The sequence below is a fragment of the Pseudomonas sp. B6002 genome (assembly GCF_013385985.1).
GTDB lineage: Bacteria > Pseudomonadota > Gammaproteobacteria > Pseudomonadales > Pseudomonadaceae > Aquipseudomonas.
This window is the reverse complement of the sequence record NZ_JACAOY010000036.1, coordinates 57016-73197: the sequence shown is the minus strand read 5'-3', so window position 1 is coordinate 73197 and position 16182 is coordinate 57016. Positions and strand designations below refer to the sequence as shown.

The following is a 16182-nucleotide window of genomic DNA, read 5'->3' as shown; positions in this document are numbered from 1 at the left end:
CCCAGAATCCCCATGTCTGCTAGTGTCGCGCCGGTTTACCGTCTACCGGAATAGCCGCCATGGCCCGCAAAAAAGTTGCACTCGATTTCGAACAATCCCTCGCCGACCTGCAAACCCTGGTCGAGCGTCTGGAGAACGGCGAGTTGTCGCTGGAAGATTCGTTGACAGCGTTTGAGCAAGGCATCGGCCTGACCCGTGACTGTCAAAGTGCCCTGGCGCAGGCCGAGCAGAAGGTGCAAGTGCTGCTCGAACGTGACGGGGAGTTGGCCGAAGAACCTTTCGATGCGGAACAGCCAGAATGATCGACGCGTATCAGGCCAGTAGCCAAGCCCGGGTCAATGCGGCGCTTGCGCCCTTGTTTGTTGCGCCAAGCCCGGAAATGAACCGCCTCTACGAGGCCATGCGCTACAGCGTGATGAACGGCGGCAAGCGCGTGCGTCCGTTGCTGGCCTATGCCGCGTGCGAAGCCCTGGGCGCGCCGGCCGAGCAGGCCAATGGTGCCGCCTGTGCGGTGGAGCTGATTCACGCCTATTCCCTGGTGCATGACGATCTGCCGGCGATGGACGATGACGACCTGCGTCGCGGCCAGCCCACCACCCACAAAGCCTTTGATGAAGCCTATGCGATCCTGGCCGGCGACGGTCTGCAGAGCCTGGCGTTCAGCGCGTTGCTGGACCCGGCCTTGAGCAGCGTCAATGCCGAGATCCGCCTGCGCATGGTGACCAAGCTGGCCCACGCAGCGGGCCCGGCCGGCATGGTCGGCGGCCAGGCCATCGACATGGGCTCGGTCAGCCTCAAGCTCGACCAGCACGCCCTTGAACACATGCACCGCCACAAGACCGGCGCGCTGATCGAAGCCGCCGTGGAGCTGGGCGCACTGGCCAGCGGCCAAGCGACCGCTGCGCAATTGGCCGCCCTGCAGACCTACTCCCGCGCCATCGGCCTGGCCTTCCAGGTGCAGGACGATATTCTCGACGTAGAAAGTGACACCGCCACCCTGGGCAAACGCCAAGGTGCCGACATCGCACGGGACAAACCGACTTATCCTGCGCTGCTTGGGCTGGACGCGGCCAAGGCCTACGCCCTGGAACTGCGCGACCAGGCCCTGGACGCCCTGCGACCTTTCGACGCGGCGGCCGAGCCACTGCGTGACCTGGCGCGGTATATCGTCGAACGCCGCCACTGATAACGGCGGCCTTTACGGCCGCATATCGGCCAAGTTCGGCGCTCTGCGTGGGCAGTTTGCGATGCTTGAGGTAAACTGCCGCCTCTTCTATACCTATAACGATTCGCCTGATGCCCACGACGTTTCAAGAGATTCCCCGCAAGCGCCCGTCCACGCCCCTGCTTGACCGTGCTGTCACGCCGGCCGGCCTGCGTCGACTGGGTGAAGCCGAGCTGGAAACCCTGGCCGATGAGTTGCGCCTGGAATTGCTCTACACGGTCGGCCAGACCGGTGGGCATTTCGGTGCCGGCCTGGGCGTCATCGAGCTGACCATCGCCCTGCATTACGTGTTCGACACCCCGGATGACCGGCTGGTGTGGGACGTGGGCCATCAGGCGTATCCGCACAAGATCCTCACCGGTCGCCGCGAGCAGATGGGCACGTTGCGCCAGAAGGACGGCATTGCCGCCTTCCCGCGCCGCTCCGAGAGCGAGTACGACACCTTTGGCGTCGGCCACTCCAGCACGTCCATCAGTGCAGCGCTGGGCATGGCCATTGCCGCCCGCCTGCAAGGCAGCGATCGCAAGGCGATTGCGGTGATTGGCGACGGCGCGTTGACCGCCGGCATGGCGTTCGAAGCGCTGAACCATGCGCCGGAAGTGGACGCCAACATGTTGGTGATCCTCAACGACAACGACATGTCGATCTCGCGCAATGTCGGTGGCCTGTCCAATTACCTGGCAAAAATCCTCTCCAGCCGCACCTATGCCAGCATGCGTGAAGGCAGCAAGAAGGTGCTCTCGCGTCTGCCCGGCGCGTGGGAAATTGCCCGCCGTACCGAAGAATATGCCAAAGGCATGCTGGTGCCCGGCACCCTGTTCGAAGAACTGGGCTGGAACTACATCGGCCCGATCGACGGCCACGACCTGCCCACCCTGATCGCCACGCTGCGCAACATGCGTGACCTCAAGGGCCCGCAGTTCCTGCACATCGTCACCAAGAAAGGCAAAGGCTTCGCCCCGGCGGAAGTCGACCCGATTGGCTACCACGCCATCACCAAGCTGGAACCCCTGGACGCTCCCGCCGCTGCGCCGAAAAAAGCCAGCGGGCCGAAGTATTCCGGTGTGTTCGGCGAATGGCTGTGCGACATGGCTGCCGCCGACCCTCGCCTGGTGGGGATTACCCCGGCGATGAAGGAAGGCTCCGACCTGGTGGCCTTCAGCGAGCGTTTCCCACTGCGTTACTTCGACGTGGCAATTGCCGAACAGCATGCGGTGACCTTTGCGGCCGGCATGGCCTGCGAAGGCGCCAAGCCGGTGGTGGCGATCTACTCCACCTTCCTGCAGCGCGGCTACGACCAACTGGTCCACGATGTCGCGGTACAGAACCTCGACGTGCTGTTCGCCATCGACCGCGCAGGCCTGGTGGGCGAAGACGGCCCGACCCACGCCGGCAGCTTCGACTTGTCCTACCTGCGCTGCATCCCCGGAATGCTGGTGATGACGCCGAGCGACGAAAACGAACTGCGCAAGATGCTCAGCACCGGCCACCTGTACAACGGCCCGGCCGCCGTGCGCTACCCACGCGGCAACGGCCCGAATGCGGTGATCGAGAAGGACCTGGAGCCTATCGAGATCGGCAAGGGCATCGTGCGTCGCCAAGGCAGCAAGACCGCGTTCCTGGTGTTCGGCGTGCAATTGGCCGAGACCCTGAAAGTGGCCGAGAAGCTCGACGCCACCGTGGTCGACATGCGTTTCGTCAAACCCCTGGATGAAGACCTGGTGCGTGAGATTGCCGGCAGCCATGAGCTGCTGGTGACCGTCGAAGAGAACGCCATCATGGGCGGCGCCGGTGCGGCCGTCAGCGAGTTCCTGGCGCGGGAGAACATCCTCAAGTCGGTGCTGCACCTAGGCTTGCCGGATGTGTACGTCGAACACGCCAAGCCGGCGCAGATGCTGGCTGAATGCGGGTTGGACGGGGCCGGGATCGAGGCGTCGGTGCGTGAGCGCATGGCGCTGCTGGGCCTGTAGCCCAATCCCTCGATCGAAACCGGATCAAAATGTGGGAGCGGGCTTGCCCGCGAATACAGTGGGTCAGCCAGCTTATTGGTAGCTGACCCACCGCATTCGCGGGCAAGCCCGCTCCCACATTTGATTTGTACCCATTTTCAGATCTATGGACAGACCATGAAACGCCTGCACCTCGCCTTGCTGCTTCTCCCCGCTCCCGAACTGCTCGCCGACACCCGCGACCAGGCCCTGAGCCTCCCCGACGTGGTCATCACCGCCAACCGCCAGGTGCAGGCGCGTAACGACAGCAGCGCCGCCAACACTGTGTTTACCCGCGACGACATCGATCGCCTGCAACCCACCAGCGTCACCGACCTGCTGAGCCGTGTGCCCGGCGTGCAAATCGCACAAACCGGTGGGCGCGGCAGTTTGCCGGGGGTGTTCATTCGCGGCACCAAGTCGGCCCAAAGCCTGGTGCTGGTGGACGGCCAGCGCATCGCCAACGCCACCTCGGGCGACAGCGGGTTGCAGTTCCTCAGCGTCGACCAGATTGAGCGGGTAGAAGTGCTGCGCGGTTCGCGCTCGGTGATCTACGGCAGCGATGCCATCGGCGGGGTCATCCAGATTTTCACCCGGCGCAACGCCCAGGCCGGCGTTCATCCGCGTCTGCACGTAGGCTTTGGCAGCAACCAGACGTGGGAACGCAGCCTCGGCCTGTCCGGCGGCGATGAGCGTACGCGCTTCAACCTCGGCGCCAGCCTGGATGAAACCCGGGGCATCAACTGGACCCATGAGTCGTTTGCCAGTGATGGCGATCATGATGCCTATCGCAACAAGTCCTTGAGCCTGAACCTCAGCCACTCGTTGAGCGATGACCTCGAAGTGGGCTTCAACCTGCTGGATGGCCGGGGCAAGTCGGAATACGACAACCCGTTCGGGCGCTACGTCAGCTTTTTCGAAACCGTCGGCCAGAAACCCTACACCGACTACACCGTGAGCAGCGCCAGCGGTTATGTCGACGCCAAGCTCAACGAGCGCTGGCAAACCCGCTTGGAACTGGGCCACAGCGAGAACCGCGACAAGAAGCGCGACCATCTCAGCGATGAGGGCAGCGCCTTCAACACCTACCGCGACTCGGTGAACTGGCAGAACGACCTGACCCTGGATGACCGTAACAGCCTGATCCTTGGCGGCGACTGGTACGAAGACCGCGTACGCGCCACCACTGACTTCGACGAAGACAGCCGCTGGAACCGTGCGGTGTTTATCCAGCATCGTTTCGCGGCCGAGCGGTTTTCCACCGAGCTGGGCCTGCGTCACGACACCAACCAGCAGTTCGGCAGCCAGAACACCTGGAGTGGCACCCTGACCGTGCCGCTGAACCCGGACAACGACGTACTGCTGTCCTACAGCGAAGGCTTCCGTGCGCCAAGTTTCAATGACTTGTACTACCCCGGCAGCAGCAACCCAGACCTCAAGCCCGAACATTCAAAAACCTATGAGGTGCAGTGGCGCAGCCAACTGAGCGACACCACGCGCCTGGAAACCTCGCTGTATCGCACCGACCTGAAAGACGCCATCGTCGCCCAGCCGGCGGACCTCTACATCCCGCACAACGTGGCGTCCGCACGGATCAACGGGTTTGAAGCGGCGCTCAAGCAGCAGGTGTTCGGCTGGCAAGGCAACCTGGGCGTCTCGATCATCGACCCTCGCGACCGAGACAGCGACCATACCCTGGCCCGTCGGGCGCGGCGCACGCTGAACCTGGATGTGGATCGGCAGTTCGACAAGCTGGGGGTGGGTGCCAGCTGGCAAGCGATCAGCCGCAGCTATGACGATGAAGAGAATCGCAACCGGCTGGGCGGGTATGCCTTGTTAGGGCTGCGTAGCAGTTGGGCGCTGAGCCGGGAGGTGCTGCTGTCGTTCAAGGTCGATAATGTGTTGGATAAAGCCTATGCGCGGGCGATGTACAGCTATCAGGACCCGGATTTCGAGAACAACCAGTATTATCGTGAAGAGGGTCGGGTTTGGAGGGTTGGGGTGACTTGGACGCCCGATATCTGAGTTGGCAGGTCCGTCCCCATCGCCGGCAAGCCGGCTCCTACAGTTGGAATGCATTCCCCCTGTAGGAGCTGGCTTGCCAGCGATAGCGGCCTCACAGGTTCGGCGCAATCACCTGACACAACCTGGCCACCGCCTCTAACATCTGCCCACTGGGCCGCTCCAGCCCTTTATCCGGCACCAGCCGCACCCGCTCCGCCATCGCCGGCCACACCTTCCAGGCGTCCTTCTGCACCTGATCCCCTACCAGAATCATCTCGGGATCACGCTGCAACACCGACTCGATACTCACCTGCGGCGCCGGCAGCTTGAGGTCATCAAACACATTGCGCGCGCCGCACACGCTCAACGCATCGCTGATGATCTGGCCGCCGCCCACGGTGTACAGCGGCTGGTTCCACACCTGGTAAAACACGCGCAAGGGCTCGGCGCGCTGATAGCGCTGGCGCAACTCAGCCAGTCGCTGGCGCAGTTGTGCGGCCAGTTGTCGACCCGCCTCAGCACGCCCCAATTGGTCGGCGATGGCCTGGACCTGGGTAGTCAGTTGCTCAAGGCTGTGGGGTTCGGCGACGTACACCGGGATATTCAGGCGCTGCAGTTGTTCGCGCTGGGCGGGGCCGACACTGCCAGGCCAGAGCAGGATCAGGTCCGGTTTGAGGCTGAGCAGGCGCTCCATGTCCAACTGACCGTAATGCCCCACTGACGGCACATTCGCCAAGGTCGCAGGCCGATCGCCGCCGTCGAGCACGCCCACCAGCAGGTCGGCAGCGCCCAGTTCAACCACGATTTCAGAGAGGGACGGCGCCAGGCTGATCACGCGTTCGGCCGCCAACGCCTGGGTGCTTAATGCCAGCAGAAGCGCCAGCCAGTAACGCCTCATCCCAGCTGACGCGGAATGCGATAGAGGTAGAACAACACCAGCGTCGACAGGGCCAACAGAAACAGCGGCACCGCTTCCAGGCCGACAAACACCGCCAGCGCGCCGATCCACGCGGGAATGGCGGCAACCAGCAACGCCGTGCGCCGACGAGCCGCCAGGGTGATCCAGGCCGCGGGTTCTTCAGGGGTATCGAGGGCTTTGGAGGTGGCGATCAGTGCGTGTTTATAGCCATGAAAATAACGCAGGCTCAGAAACATAGAGGCCACGCCGGCAATGAAGAACGGCATGGCCAATACGGGAAGCAATGATTCAGCCTGGCCAAACACCAGGTTGATCACAAACAGCGGGAGCAGTGCCAGGGCCAGGTACTGCCACCAATTGAAGGACAGTCGCCGTTTCACCTGGCCACGGGTCACGCGCGGTCGACCTCGCCCTGGTGTTCGTTGCCCATCATGTGGTCGAGCTTGCTGGCCTTGGTGGCCAGGTAGAGCTTGTTGTGCGGGTTGTGCCCGGTGTGCAGCGGCACGCGCTCGGCCACGGTGATGCCCATGTCGGTCAAGGCTTTGACTTTGCGTGGGTTGTTGGTCATCAGGCGCAGGGATTTGACGCCCAGGTGCTCCAGCATCGGCAGGCAGATCGCGTAGTCGCGCTGGTCAGCGGCAAAGCCCAGGCGCTCGTTGGCTTCAACGGTGTCGGCGCCGCCGTCTTGCAGCTCATACGCACGGATCTTGTTCATCAGGCCGATACCACGGCCTTCCTGGCGCAGGTAGAGCAGAACGCCCCGGCCTTCGCGGGCGATGGCACGCATCGCGGCTTCCAGTTGCGAACCACAGTCGCAGCGCTGGCTGAACAACGCGTCACCGGTCAGGCATTCGGAATGCACACGGCCCAGCACCGGCGCGCCGTCTGCGATGTCGCCCAGGCTGAGCACAACGTGCTCGCGGCCGGTGGCTTCTTCGAGAAAGCCGTTCATGGTGAACGTGGCAAAAGGGGTAGGCAGCTTGGAAGCGGCGACGAAAACGACGGGCACCGTGTGCTCCTGATTTCAGTTTTTACGATGGCGGCCATTGTAACAGCAGGTTCCTACAGACGCTTAAGCTGAATTATCGCTGATAAAGATCAATCGGTTCGATTGGCCTTCATCCCGGTTCTATGCCCATCAGAACGGATAGGGTTGTTTCCAGCGCTCGAAAATCGGCTTCAACTCGCCGTTTTTCACCAGCGCCGCCATGCGCTGGTCATACACAGCCATCAACGCCCGGCCGCGTTCGTTATCGGCAAACCCCAGGTACAGCGGCAGTTCGGCGATGTGGGTGAGCTTGAATTGCGTCGGGTCATCGGCCTGGCCAAGCACGTACTGGGCTTCGCTGAGGGCGTCGATGTAGAAGTCTGCGCGGCCGTGCTGCAGCATCGGCAGGATGCCGTCGCGGCGTTCGATCTGGTTGAAGCGGTGCACGTTGGGCAAGTACTCCTCGTACTTGTAGCCGCGCACCCAGGCCAGGCGGTAATTGCCCAGCGTGGCCACGCTGGGCGTCGGCGCAGTGGCCAGTCCGAGGGCGTAGATGTGGTCGGAGTCGAAGTTCCAGTGGGGGTACAGCACGCCAGTCGCTTCGTCACGGTAGGAACCGACCCAGCCATCCACTTCGCCGCGCTGGGCCAAGCCGACCGAACGGGTATAGGGCACGCTGCGGGTTTGCAGGGTGATTCCGGCCGGCTCGAACACCTGGCGCAACACATCCCACGCCAGGCCGCTGCCGTCTTTGTTGGTGTAGTCGTTCCACTCTTCGCTGGCCAGCATGATCTTGCCAGGTACCGGGGCTTCGTCCGCGTGCACAAGTGTCGCGACCGCGCACAGCACAATCAGCAGCCAACGGCGCACATCCATGATGACAACCTCCTACACCTTGAGAACCGTATAGAGGGTAGCGCAGCTCGCCGAATCAGGGCGTCTCGCTGAAGTGCTGATAGCCGCGCACGGCCGGGGTGATGTCCTGCCCTTGGGTATCAAGCAATGTCACGCCCTGCCCCGCCTCGACCCGGCCGATCACATGCACCGGCCAACCGCTCGCCAACAAGGGCGCCAGCTCGGCCTGCGGCAGGGTAAACGCCAGCACGTAGTCATCCCCGCCGCTCAGCGCAGCCACGCGGGCGGCCTCATCGCCGACAAACGCCAGCAAGGCCTGGGACAACGGCAAGGCCTGGTGCTCGATCAACAGGCGGACAGCCGACGCCTTGGCGATATGCCCGCAATCGGCCAACAGCCCGTCGGAGATGTCCATCGCAGAGGTCGCCTTGCCCCGCAATGCCAGACCCAGGGCCAGCTGCGGCTGCGGTGACCAGTAATGGGCCAGCAGCGGCCCAGCAATGGCGGCGTCAGCGCTGCGCTGCCCCAATACCAACGGCAAGGCGCCGGCCGCATTACCCAACTCACCACCGACACACAGCAGGTCACCCGGCTGTGCACCGCTACGCGTCAGCGCCTGTCCGGCCGGCACGCGGCCGAACACGGTCAGGGTCAGGCTCAACGGCCCACGTGTGGTGTCGCCGCCCACCAGGCCCACGCCGCAGCTTTGCGCCATGGCATTCAAACCCTGGGCATAGCGCTGCAGCCAATCGGCATCGACCGTCGGGGTGGTAAGGGCAAGGGTAAACGCGAGAGGGTTGGCGCCCATGGCGGCCAGGTCGCTCACCGCCACGGCCAGCGAGCGCTGGCCAAGCAGGTACGGATCACAGGGGTCGGCAAAGTGTACGCCGGCTACCAAAGTATCCGTGGAGATTGCCAACTGCTCCCCGGCGGGGAGCGCCAGCAAGGCGCAGTCATCGCCGATCCCCAACGCAATGCCTTCGCCGCCTTGCGCACAGGGCGCGGCGGCGAAGTAGTTGCGGATCAGCTCAAACTCGCCCATTCAGGACTCAAGCGCTTAGCGCTTGTACGCCTTCACTTCGGCTTCACGCAGGCGCGGGGCCAGCTTGTCGAGCACGCCGTTGACGAACTTGTGGCCGTCGGTCGAACCGTAGACTTTCGCCAGTTCGATGCCTTCGTTGATCACCACGCGGTACGGCACGTCGACGCGATACAGCAGCTCCCAGGCCGACAGGCGCATCACGCACAGTTCAACCGGGTCCAGCTCTTCGATGGTCAGGTCCAGGCAAGGTGCCAGGGCCGTGTCGATCTCGGTCAGGTGGGCATGCACACCGTGCAGGATGTCGTGGAAGTACGGCAGGTCGGCAAAGGTGAAATCGTTGTCGACGCGAAACTGTGCTTCGATCTCGTTCAACGAAGCGCCGGCCAGGTGACGCTGGTACAGCGCCTGGGTCGCCAGTTGACGAGCAGCGCGACGCTTCTCGTTCTTGGACGGTTTGCCAGCATCGGCAGGGCGTGGCTCACGCGGGTTGAAGTTGTCGCTCTCGTCAGAAATCACTTGGCCTCCAACTGCGACAGCAGGCTGACCATTTCCAGGGCGGACAGGGCAGCTTCAGCGCCTTTGTTACCGGCCTTGGTGCCGGAACGCTCGATGGCTTGCTCGATGGAGTCAACAGTCAGCACGCCGAATGCTACCGGCACGCCGAACTCCATGGACACCTGGGCCAGGCCCTTGGTGCATTCGCCTGCCACGTATTCGAAGTGAGGGGTACCGCCACGAATGACCGCGCCCAGGGCGATGATTGCCGCGTATTCACCCTGTTGAGCAACTTTTTGCGCAACCAGTGGAATCTCGAAGGCGCCAGGGGCACGGATAAGGGTGATGTCGCTTTCGCTCACACCGTGGCGAACCAGGGCGTCCACGGCACCGCTTACCAGGCTTTCAACGACGAAGCTGTTGAAGCGGCCAACCACCAGGGCATAGCGGCCTTTGGGGGCGATGAAGGTACCTTCGATGGTCTTCAGGGTCATTCGACAAATCTCTTAAAGAGCAGGGACGCGAAAAGTGCGTCCCTCAGTGATGTGTTAACCGCGAACAAGGGGCAAAAATCGCCAGCCTTTATTCGGAGGGCACGTATTCTACTACTTCCAGGTCGAAACCGGATATCGCATTAAATTTCATCGGCGCACTCATCAGGCGCATTTTGCGCACGCCGAGGTCGCGCAGGATCTGCGAACCGGCACCGACGATGCTGTAGGTGGTCGGCGTCTTGACCTGGGTGTGCTCGGCGGTTTCACGGATATGCGCCAGCAGCACATCACCATCCACCGGGTTGCCCAACAACAGCACCACACCGCTGCCCGCCTCGGAAACCGCGGCCATGGCGGCTCGCAGGCTCCAACGGCCCGGTTGCTTGACCATCAGCAGGTCGCGCAAGGGGTCCATGTTATGTACCCGCACCAGGGTCGGCTCTTCGGCGCAAATGGTGCCCAGGGTCAGGGCCATGTGCACGTCGCCTTCCACTGAATCACGGTAGGTCACCAAATTGAATTGGCCCAGTTCGCTGTCCAGCGGCTGCTCGGCAATCCGCTGAACGGTACGTTCGTGGATCATGCGGTAGTGGATCAGGTCGGCAATGGTGCCGATCTTGATGTCGTGTTCAGCGGCAAAGGCTTCGAGTTCGGCGCGACGGGCCATGGTGCCGTCGTCGTTCATCACTTCGCAGATCACGCCGCTCGGCTCGAAACCGGCCATGCGCGCGAGGTCGCAGGCCGCTTCGGTGTGGCCGGCACGGGCCAGGGTGCCGCCCGGTTGGGCCATCAGCGGGAAGATATGGCCAGGGCTGACGATGTCTTCGGCCTTGGCGTCTTTCGCGGCGGCGGCTTGCACGGTGCGCGCGCGGTCAGCGGCGGAGATACCGGTGGTGACGCCGGTGGTCGCTTCAATAGACACGGTGAACTTGGTGCCAAAACCCGACCCGTTGCGCGGCGCCATCAATGGCAGCTTGAGCAACTCGCAACGCTCGCGGCTCATGGGCATGCAGATCAGCCCACGGGCGTGCTTGGCCATGAAGTTGATGTGCTCAGGCTTGCAGGCCTCGGCGGCCATGATGATGTCGCCTTCGTTCTCGCGGTCTTCGTCATCCATCAGGATGACCATCTTGCCTTGGCGGATGTCTTCAACCAGTTCTTCGATGCTATTGAGCGCCACGTGGCACCCCCTTGGTCAGGATTTCAGGTAGCCGTTAGCGGCCAGAAAGCTTTCAGTGATGTTACCGGCAGTAGGCTCTGCGGCCTTTTCGCCCAGCAGCAGGCGCTCCAGGTAACGGGCCAGCAAGTCCACTTCCAGGTTCACCCGGCGACCCGGCTGGTAAGACGCCATGATGGTTTCGCTGAGGGTGTGGGGAATGATGGTCAGTTCAAATTCGGCGCCGTTCACGGCGTTCACGGTGAGGCTGGTGCCGTCGACGGTGATCGAGCCTTTGTGGGCGATGTACTTGGCCAGCTCTTTGGGTGCGCGGATGCGGAATTCCACGGCACGTGCGTTTTCGCTGCGCGAGACAACTTCGCCGACGCCATCGACATGGCCGCTGACCAGGTGGCCGCCCAGGCGGGTGGTCGGGGTCAGGGCTTTTTCCAGGTTGACCGGGCTGCCAGCTTTAAGGTCGTTCATCGCGGTGCAGTCCAGGGTTTCCCGGCTGACGTCGGCGGCGAAACCGTTGCCTGGCAGTTCGATGACGGTGAGGCACACGCCGCTGACGGCGATGCTGTCGCCCAGCTTGACGTCGCCCAGGTCCAGCTTGCCGGTTTCAACCAGCAGGCGAACGTCGCCGCCTTTGGGGGTCATGGCGCGGATGCTGCCGATGGATTCGATGATGCCGGTGAACATGGCCTTCTCCTGGAAAACGGTACGGGACACTTGAGCGTCCGGTCAGAATTATACGCTCGCTGCTGGCACAGGGATGGCAGTGACTCGCCAGTCGTCGCCTACAGCGCGCATTTCAGTGATCTTGAGGTGGGGGGCGTCGGCCAGTTTCTCAAGCGGCCAGTCGAGCAAAGGCCGGGCGGCGGAGCCAAGGAACTTGCCGGCGACGAATATCACGTACTCATCCACCAGGCCTTGCTGGGCAAACGCGCCTGCCAGGCTCGGGCCAGCTTCCACCAGCACCTCGTTGACGCCACGGGCGGCCAGCGCAACCAATGCCGAACGCAGGTCGACCTGGCCATCCACGCCCGGCACCACCAGGCATTCAGGGCCACGGGGGAACTGATTTTCCGGGGTGACGCAAGTGATGACCAGCGCCGGGCCAGCCTTGAAGAACGGCGCGTTGAGCGGCACGCGCAGGCGGCCATCGATCAACACGCGCAGCGGCGGACGCGACATCGCCAGGGCGGTGGTTGCTTCATCCAGGCCCAGCTCGGCGGCGCGTACGGTCAGGCGAGCACCGTCGGCCAACACGGTGTCGGCACCGGTCAGCACCACACTCGCCTCGGCGCGCAGGCGTTGCACCGCTGCGCGGGCGGCAGGGCCGGTGATCCATTGGCTTTCGCCGCTGGCCATCGCAGTGCGCCCGTCCAGGCTCATCGCCAGCTTGACCCGCACAAACGGCAAGCCGTGTTCCATACGCTTGAGGAAGCCCGGGTTCAGTGCACGGGCTTCCTGCTCCAGCACGCCGCTGCGGGTTTCGATGCCCGCCTGGGCCAGGCGCTGCATGCCGCGCCCCGCCACTTCCGGGTTGGGGTCCTGCATGCCGGCGACCACGCGCGCCACACCCGCACTCACCAGCGCATCGGCGCATGGCGGCGTGCGGCCGTGGTGGCTGCAGGGCTCAAGGGTCACGTACACCGTGGCGCCGCGTGCCTTGTCGCCAGCGGCGCGCAGGGCATTGGGCTCGGCATGGGGCTCGCCGGTACGTTCATGCCAGCCTTCGCCGACAATCTGCCCATCCCGCACAATCACGCAGCCCACCCGAGGGTTGGGGTGGGTGGTGTACAGGCCTTTGCGGGCCAGTTCCAGGGCACGGGCCATGTAGTGGGCGTCGAGGACAGCTTGTTCAGCGCTAGGCGAATTCATTCTTTGGCAGGCTCACGGGCCAGGCGGTCGATCTCTTCGCGGAACTCGTTGAGGTCCTGGAAGCGTCGATACACCGAGGCGAAACGGATGTAGGCAACTTCGTCGAGCTTTTGCAGCTCGCCCATCACCAGTTCTCCAACCACCAGGCTCTTGACCTCACGCTCGCCGGTCGCACGCAGTTTGTGCTTGATGTGCACCAGCGCCGCTTCCAGGCGCTCGACACTCACCGGGCGTTTTTCCAGGGCGCGCTGCATACCGGCACGCAGTTTTTCTTCGTCGAAAGGTTGGCGGCTGCCGTCGGACTTGATCAGACGGGGCAACACCAGTTCGGCGGTTTCGAAGGTGGTGAAACGCTCACCACAGGCCAGGCATTCGCGCCGGCGACGCACTTGATCGCCCTCGGCGACCAGACGCGAGTCAATGACCTTGGTGTCGTTGGCACCGCAGAAGGGACAGTGCATGGTTGGCAGGCAACAAAAAAAGGGAGGGCCATGGTAGCGCATCCCTGTGGCAAGACAAGCCATAGCCTTTACGGTATATAGGCTGGCTTATATGTTTCTTTGTGTTCAAGTCACGGATTTTGCCCTTTCTGGAGCCGTACATGCAGTTACGACCACTTGTTTTGCTCGCCCTGTTCAGTGTCCTGGTCGCCTGCAGCAGCGAAGCCCCCAAGCCAACCACCCCTCAACCGACGCCCGCCCAGGAGAAAAAAGTCCCGGGCATTGAAGACCTCGGCCCGTTGCCGGCGTATCAGCGTGAAATCAACGGCACCCTCAACGGCGTGCCTGCCGGCGCCGAAGTTGAGCTGGCGCTGCTGGTGATCGACGACCGCTCGCGCCCGCAACAACTGCTCGCCAGCAGTGTGCTGACCGGCAACAACCAACCCCTGGCCTTCCGCCTGCGCTTCAACCCCGAGGCCTTCCCGGCCGGTGCGCGGGTGGAGTTGCGCGGCCGCGCCAGCCAGTCGGGCCAGTTGATCCTGCACCTGCCTGCGGTGCGCATCACCCAGGCGATCACCCAGAGCACCGGCCCCCTGCAACTCGTCCCGGCGCCATGACGCCACCGCTGGGCCTGCAAGCCGCGCTCAGTGAGCTGATCGGCGATGCGCACCTGGTGCCCTGCTCGCTGCCGGGCACCGAGCTGTCGTTGTGGCTGCTGGACGCCGACAACATGGACCGCGCCTTCAGCCCCGAAGAAACCCGGCGCATTCTGCACGAGCCTCCCTACTGGAGCTTTTGCTGGGCCAGTGGCTTGGCGTTGGCGAGGTATCTGGCGGCCAATCCTGAGTGGGTCGCCGGCAAACGCGTGCTGGATTTCGGCGCGGGCTCTGGCGTGGCGGGGATTGCCGCCGTCAAAGCCGGCGCGCTGGAAGTGGTGGCCTGCGACCTGGACCCGTTGGCGCTGGCATCTTGCCGGGCGAATGCCGAGCTTAACGGTGTGGCGCTGGGTTACTCGGAAGATTTTTTTGCCGAGGCTGACCGCTTCGATTTGATCCTGGTGGCTGACGTGCTTTATGACCGGGCGAACCTGCCGCTGCTGGATCAGTTTCTCACTCGCGGCCGAGAAGCGCTGGTGGCGGATTCACGGGTGCGGGACTTTCAGCACCCGGATTATCGGCGGCTGGAGATCCTGGATGCGCTGACGTTGCCGGATCTGGCCGAGCCTTGGGAGTTTCGCAAGGTGAGCCTGTACCATTCGCGGCGCCCTTAAAGGCATCGCCGGCAAGCCGGCTCCTACAATTGACCGCGTTCCCCTGTGGGAGCTGGCTTGCCTGCGATAGCGGTCTTGAAACCGCCACGCTTTCAGCTAGCTGCGCCAGCCCTTATAGTTGCCCCATTCCCGCTTTATTCGAGACGCCCCATGAGTGAGCCCACGCCGTACATCTTCGATGTCACCACCGCCACCTTCGATCAGGCGGTGATCGAAAATTCGTTCCACAAACCTGTGCTGGTGGATTTCTGGGCCGAGTGGTGCGCGCCGTGCAAGGCATTGATGCCGTTGCTGGCGCAAATTGCCGAGAGTTATCAAGGCGAGTTGTTGCTGGCCAAGGTCGATTGCGAGGCCGAGCAGGACATCGTTGCGCGCTTCGGTATTCGCAGCCTGCCGACGGTGGTGCTGTTCAAGGATGGCCAGCCGGTGGATGGGTTTGCCGGGGCACAGCCGGAGTCGGCGGTGCGGGCGATGCTGGAGCCGCATGTGCAGACGCCACCACCGGCAGCGGCGGACCCGCTGGAGCAGGCCCAGGCGCTGTTCGCCGACGGCCGCATCAGCGATGCCGAAGCCGTGCTGGTGGCCTTGCTGGGTGAGGACAACACCAACGCCGGCGCGTTGATCCTGTACGCACGCTGCCTGGCCGAACGCGGTGAATTGGGCGAAGCCCAGACCGTGCTGGACGCCGTGAAGAGCGACGATCACAAAGCCGCCCTCGCCGGTGCAAAAGCACAGATCACCTTCCTGCGCCAGGCGGCCGACCTGCCGGACGCCGCCGACTTGAAAAGCCGCCTGGCGCAAAACCCGCAAGACGACGAAGCGGCCTATCAGTTGAGCATCCAGCAGCTGGCGCGCCAGCAGTACGACGCGGCGCTGGAAGGCCTGCTCAAGCTGTTCATCCGCAACCGCAGCTACAGCGAAGGCTTGCCGCACAAGACCTTGCTGCAGGTGTTCGAACTGCTGGGCAATGATCACCCGTTGGTGACCGTGTACCGCCGCAAGCTGTTTGCCGCGCTGTACTAATCGCCGACCCAGCTGTACAGCGGCGTGTCTGCGCCGCTGGCCACTTTCACGTTTGAACTGTGGCGCAGGCGCACCAACAGGCGTTTGCCTGACGCAGCATCGCCGGCCAAGCCTTCCAGCTGATCCAGTAGTTCCAGGCCCGTAAGTTGCCCAGCCTTGCGCAACAGATCTTGGGCGTTCTGCCACAAGTCGTCATTTTGCTTGACCGGTGCGGCTGCCGTTGCGGCGTGTACGGGGGCCGCCTGCAATTGTGCGCCCAGGCGGGCCCAATCGCCTTCGTCCAGCTCCAGGGTCAAGTCCACCGGCAAGTCGCCGACGGTTCCACGAATTCGCAACATCGTCCTTCCTCCTGCAGTTTTCTGACAGGCATGCTCCCACGCGGCTTGCGCAACGCCA

General features: G+C 63.4%; 19 protein-coding genes. 7 read left to right on the top strand and 12 right to left on the bottom strand.

Going from position 1 to position 16182, the window contains the following annotated elements; genetic code table 11:
* Positions 1-59: 59 nt before the first annotated feature.
* From HX792_RS29130 to HX792_RS29115, 4 genes are all read left to right on the top strand, one after another.
* Positions 60-302: an exodeoxyribonuclease VII small subunit gene (locus HX792_RS29130; RefSeq protein ID WP_003176346.1), complete on the top strand. Its 243-nt coding sequence runs from the start codon at positions 60-62 to the stop codon at positions 300-302.
* Positions 299-1186 (top strand): (2E,6E)-farnesyl diphosphate synthase, encoded by an 888-nt coding sequence (ispA, locus tag HX792_RS29125; protein WP_176999285.1) that lies wholly within the window; start codon positions 299-301, stop codon positions 1184-1186. Before HX792_RS29130 ends, ispA begins: the two co-directional genes overlap by 4 nt.
* Positions 1187-1296: 110 nt before the next feature.
* Positions 1297-3195 (top strand): 1-deoxy-D-xylulose-5-phosphate synthase, encoded by a 1899-nt coding sequence (gene dxs, locus HX792_RS29120; protein WP_176999284.1) that lies wholly within the window; start codon positions 1297-1299, stop codon positions 3193-3195.
* 156 nt (positions 3196-3351) lie between these two features.
* Positions 3352-5238, top strand: coding sequence for a TonB-dependent receptor domain-containing protein (locus HX792_RS29115; RefSeq protein ID WP_176999283.1), 1887 nt, complete (start codon positions 3352-3354; stop codon positions 5236-5238).
* A gap of 91 nt (positions 5239-5329) precedes the next feature.
* Here the strand turns inward: HX792_RS29115 and HX792_RS29110 are convergent, their stop codons facing one another.
* The 11 genes from HX792_RS29110 to nrdR form a co-directional block, all read right to left on the bottom strand.
* Positions 5330-6115, bottom strand: a complete 786-nt coding sequence (locus HX792_RS29110) for a cobalamin-binding protein (RefSeq protein WP_176999282.1) — start codon at positions 6113-6115, stop codon at positions 5330-5332.
* Positions 6112-6531 carry a nuclear FMR1 interacting 1 family protein gene (locus HX792_RS29105; RefSeq protein WP_176999281.1) on the bottom strand — a complete coding sequence of 140 codons (420 nt, stop codon included), beginning with the start codon at positions 6529-6531 and terminating at the stop codon, positions 6112-6114. The genes HX792_RS29110 and HX792_RS29105 overlap by 4 nt, the downstream gene beginning before the upstream one ends.
* Complete coding sequence (gene ribA / locus HX792_RS29100) at positions 6528-7145, bottom strand: GTP cyclohydrolase II (RefSeq protein ID WP_095013680.1); 618 nt, start codon at positions 7143-7145, stop codon at positions 6528-6530. Before ribA ends, HX792_RS29105 begins: the two co-directional genes overlap by 4 nt.
* A gap of 129 nt (positions 7146-7274) precedes the next feature.
* Positions 7275-8000, bottom strand: coding sequence for an ABC transporter substrate-binding protein (locus HX792_RS29095; RefSeq protein WP_176999280.1), 726 nt, complete (start codon positions 7998-8000; stop codon positions 7275-7277).
* Between the two features lie 55 nt (positions 8001-8055).
* Positions 8056-9021 carry a thiamine-phosphate kinase gene (gene thiL / locus HX792_RS29090; protein WP_176999279.1) on the bottom strand — a complete coding sequence of 322 codons (966 nt, stop codon included), beginning with the start codon at positions 9019-9021 and terminating at the stop codon, positions 8056-8058.
* Between the two features lie 15 nt (positions 9022-9036).
* On the bottom strand, positions 9037-9537 hold the full coding sequence (gene nusB, locus HX792_RS29085; protein ID WP_010206836.1) for a transcription antitermination factor NusB: 501 nt from the start codon (positions 9535-9537) through the stop codon (positions 9037-9039).
* A complete protein-coding gene (ribE, locus tag HX792_RS29080; RefSeq protein WP_003194576.1) occupies positions 9534-10010 on the bottom strand; it encodes a 6,7-dimethyl-8-ribityllumazine synthase in 477 nt (158 codons plus the stop codon). Before ribE ends, nusB begins: the two co-directional genes overlap by 4 nt.
* 88 nt (positions 10011-10098) lie before the next feature.
* Positions 10099-11190: a bifunctional 3,4-dihydroxy-2-butanone-4-phosphate synthase/GTP cyclohydrolase II gene (gene ribBA, locus HX792_RS29075; RefSeq protein ID WP_176999278.1), complete on the bottom strand. Its 1092-nt coding sequence runs from the start codon at positions 11188-11190 to the stop codon at positions 10099-10101.
* Positions 11191-11205: 15 nt separating this feature from the next.
* Positions 11206-11868: a riboflavin synthase gene (locus HX792_RS29070; RefSeq protein ID WP_016973956.1), complete on the bottom strand. Its 663-nt coding sequence runs from the start codon at positions 11866-11868 to the stop codon at positions 11206-11208.
* Positions 11869-11916: 48 nt separating this feature from the next.
* Complete coding sequence (ribD, locus tag HX792_RS29065) at positions 11917-13053, bottom strand: bifunctional diaminohydroxyphosphoribosylaminopyrimidine deaminase/5-amino-6-(5-phosphoribosylamino)uracil reductase RibD (RefSeq protein ID WP_176999277.1); 1137 nt, start codon at positions 13051-13053, stop codon at positions 11917-11919.
* Positions 13050-13514, bottom strand: a complete 465-nt coding sequence (nrdR, locus tag HX792_RS29060; RefSeq protein WP_010206843.1) for a transcriptional regulator NrdR — start codon at positions 13512-13514, stop codon at positions 13050-13052. Before nrdR ends, ribD begins: the two co-directional genes overlap by 4 nt.
* Before the next feature lie 140 nt (positions 13515-13654).
* Here nrdR and HX792_RS29055 point away from each other — a divergent pair, with 140 nt between their 5' ends.
* The 3 genes from HX792_RS29055 (at position 13655) to trxA (ending at position 15786) form a co-directional block, all read left to right on the top strand.
* A complete protein-coding gene (locus HX792_RS29055; protein ID WP_176999276.1) occupies positions 13655-14110 on the top strand; it encodes a YbaY family lipoprotein in 456 nt (151 codons plus the stop codon).
* Complete coding sequence (locus HX792_RS29050) at positions 14107-14763, top strand: methyltransferase (protein WP_176999275.1); 657 nt, start codon at positions 14107-14109, stop codon at positions 14761-14763. The genes HX792_RS29055 and HX792_RS29050 overlap by 4 nt, the downstream gene beginning before the upstream one ends.
* A 150-nt stretch (positions 14764-14913) precedes the next feature.
* Positions 14914-15786: a thioredoxin gene (gene trxA, locus HX792_RS29045; RefSeq protein WP_176999274.1), complete on the top strand. Its 873-nt coding sequence runs from the start codon at positions 14914-14916 to the stop codon at positions 15784-15786.
* Here trxA and HX792_RS29040 read toward each other — a convergent pair.
* Positions 15783-16124: a hypothetical protein gene (locus HX792_RS29040; RefSeq protein ID WP_176999273.1), complete on the bottom strand. Its 342-nt coding sequence runs from the start codon at positions 16122-16124 to the stop codon at positions 15783-15785. The genes trxA and HX792_RS29040 overlap by 4 nt on opposite strands.
* Positions 16125-16182: the final 58 nt, after the last annotated feature.

What these genes read in the sequence shown, in the direction of transcription:
- HX792_RS29115 (WP_176999283.1), top strand. Translation starts at nt 3,352, where the DNA reads ATGAAACGCCTGCACCTCGCCTTGCTGCTTCTCCCCGCTCCCGAACTG.
- dxs (WP_176999284.1), top strand. Translation starts at nt 1,297, where the DNA reads ATGCCCACGACGTTTCAAGAGATTCCCCGCAAGCGCCCGTCCACGCCC.
- ispA (WP_176999285.1), top strand. Translation starts at nt 299, where the DNA reads ATGATCGACGCGTATCAGGCCAGTAGCCAAGCCCGGGTCAATGCGGCG.
- HX792_RS29110 (WP_176999282.1), bottom strand. Translation starts at nt 6,115, where the DNA reads ATGAGGCGTTACTGGCTGGCGCTTCTGCTGGCATTAAGCACCCAGGCG.
- trxA (WP_176999274.1), top strand. Translation starts at nt 14,914, where the DNA reads ATGAGTGAGCCCACGCCGTACATCTTCGATGTCACCACCGCCACCTTC.
- HX792_RS29040 (WP_176999273.1), bottom strand. Translation starts at nt 16,124, where the DNA reads ATGTTGCGAATTCGTGGAACCGTCGGCGACTTGCCGGTGGACTTGACC.
- nrdR (WP_010206843.1), bottom strand. Translation starts at nt 13,514, where the DNA reads ATGCACTGTCCCTTCTGCGGTGCCAACGACACCAAGGTCATTGACTCG.
- ribD (WP_176999277.1), bottom strand. Translation starts at nt 13,053, where the DNA reads ATGAATTCGCCTAGCGCTGAACAAGCTGTCCTCGACGCCCACTACATG.
- HX792_RS29070 (WP_016973956.1), bottom strand. Translation starts at nt 11,868, where the DNA reads ATGTTCACCGGCATCATCGAATCCATCGGCAGCATCCGCGCCATGACC.
- thiL (WP_176999279.1), bottom strand. Translation starts at nt 9,021, where the DNA reads ATGGGCGAGTTTGAGCTGATCCGCAACTACTTCGCCGCCGCGCCCTGT.
- HX792_RS29050 (WP_176999275.1), top strand. Translation starts at nt 14,107, where the DNA reads ATGACGCCACCGCTGGGCCTGCAAGCCGCGCTCAGTGAGCTGATCGGC.
- ribE (WP_003194576.1), bottom strand. Translation starts at nt 10,010, where the DNA reads ATGACCCTGAAGACCATCGAAGGTACCTTCATCGCCCCCAAAGGCCGC.
- HX792_RS29130 (WP_003176346.1), top strand. Translation starts at nt 60, where the DNA reads ATGGCCCGCAAAAAAGTTGCACTCGATTTCGAACAATCCCTCGCCGAC.
- HX792_RS29095 (WP_176999280.1), bottom strand. Translation starts at nt 8,000, where the DNA reads ATGGATGTGCGCCGTTGGCTGCTGATTGTGCTGTGCGCGGTCGCGACA.
- HX792_RS29055 (WP_176999276.1), top strand. Translation starts at nt 13,655, where the DNA reads ATGCAGTTACGACCACTTGTTTTGCTCGCCCTGTTCAGTGTCCTGGTC.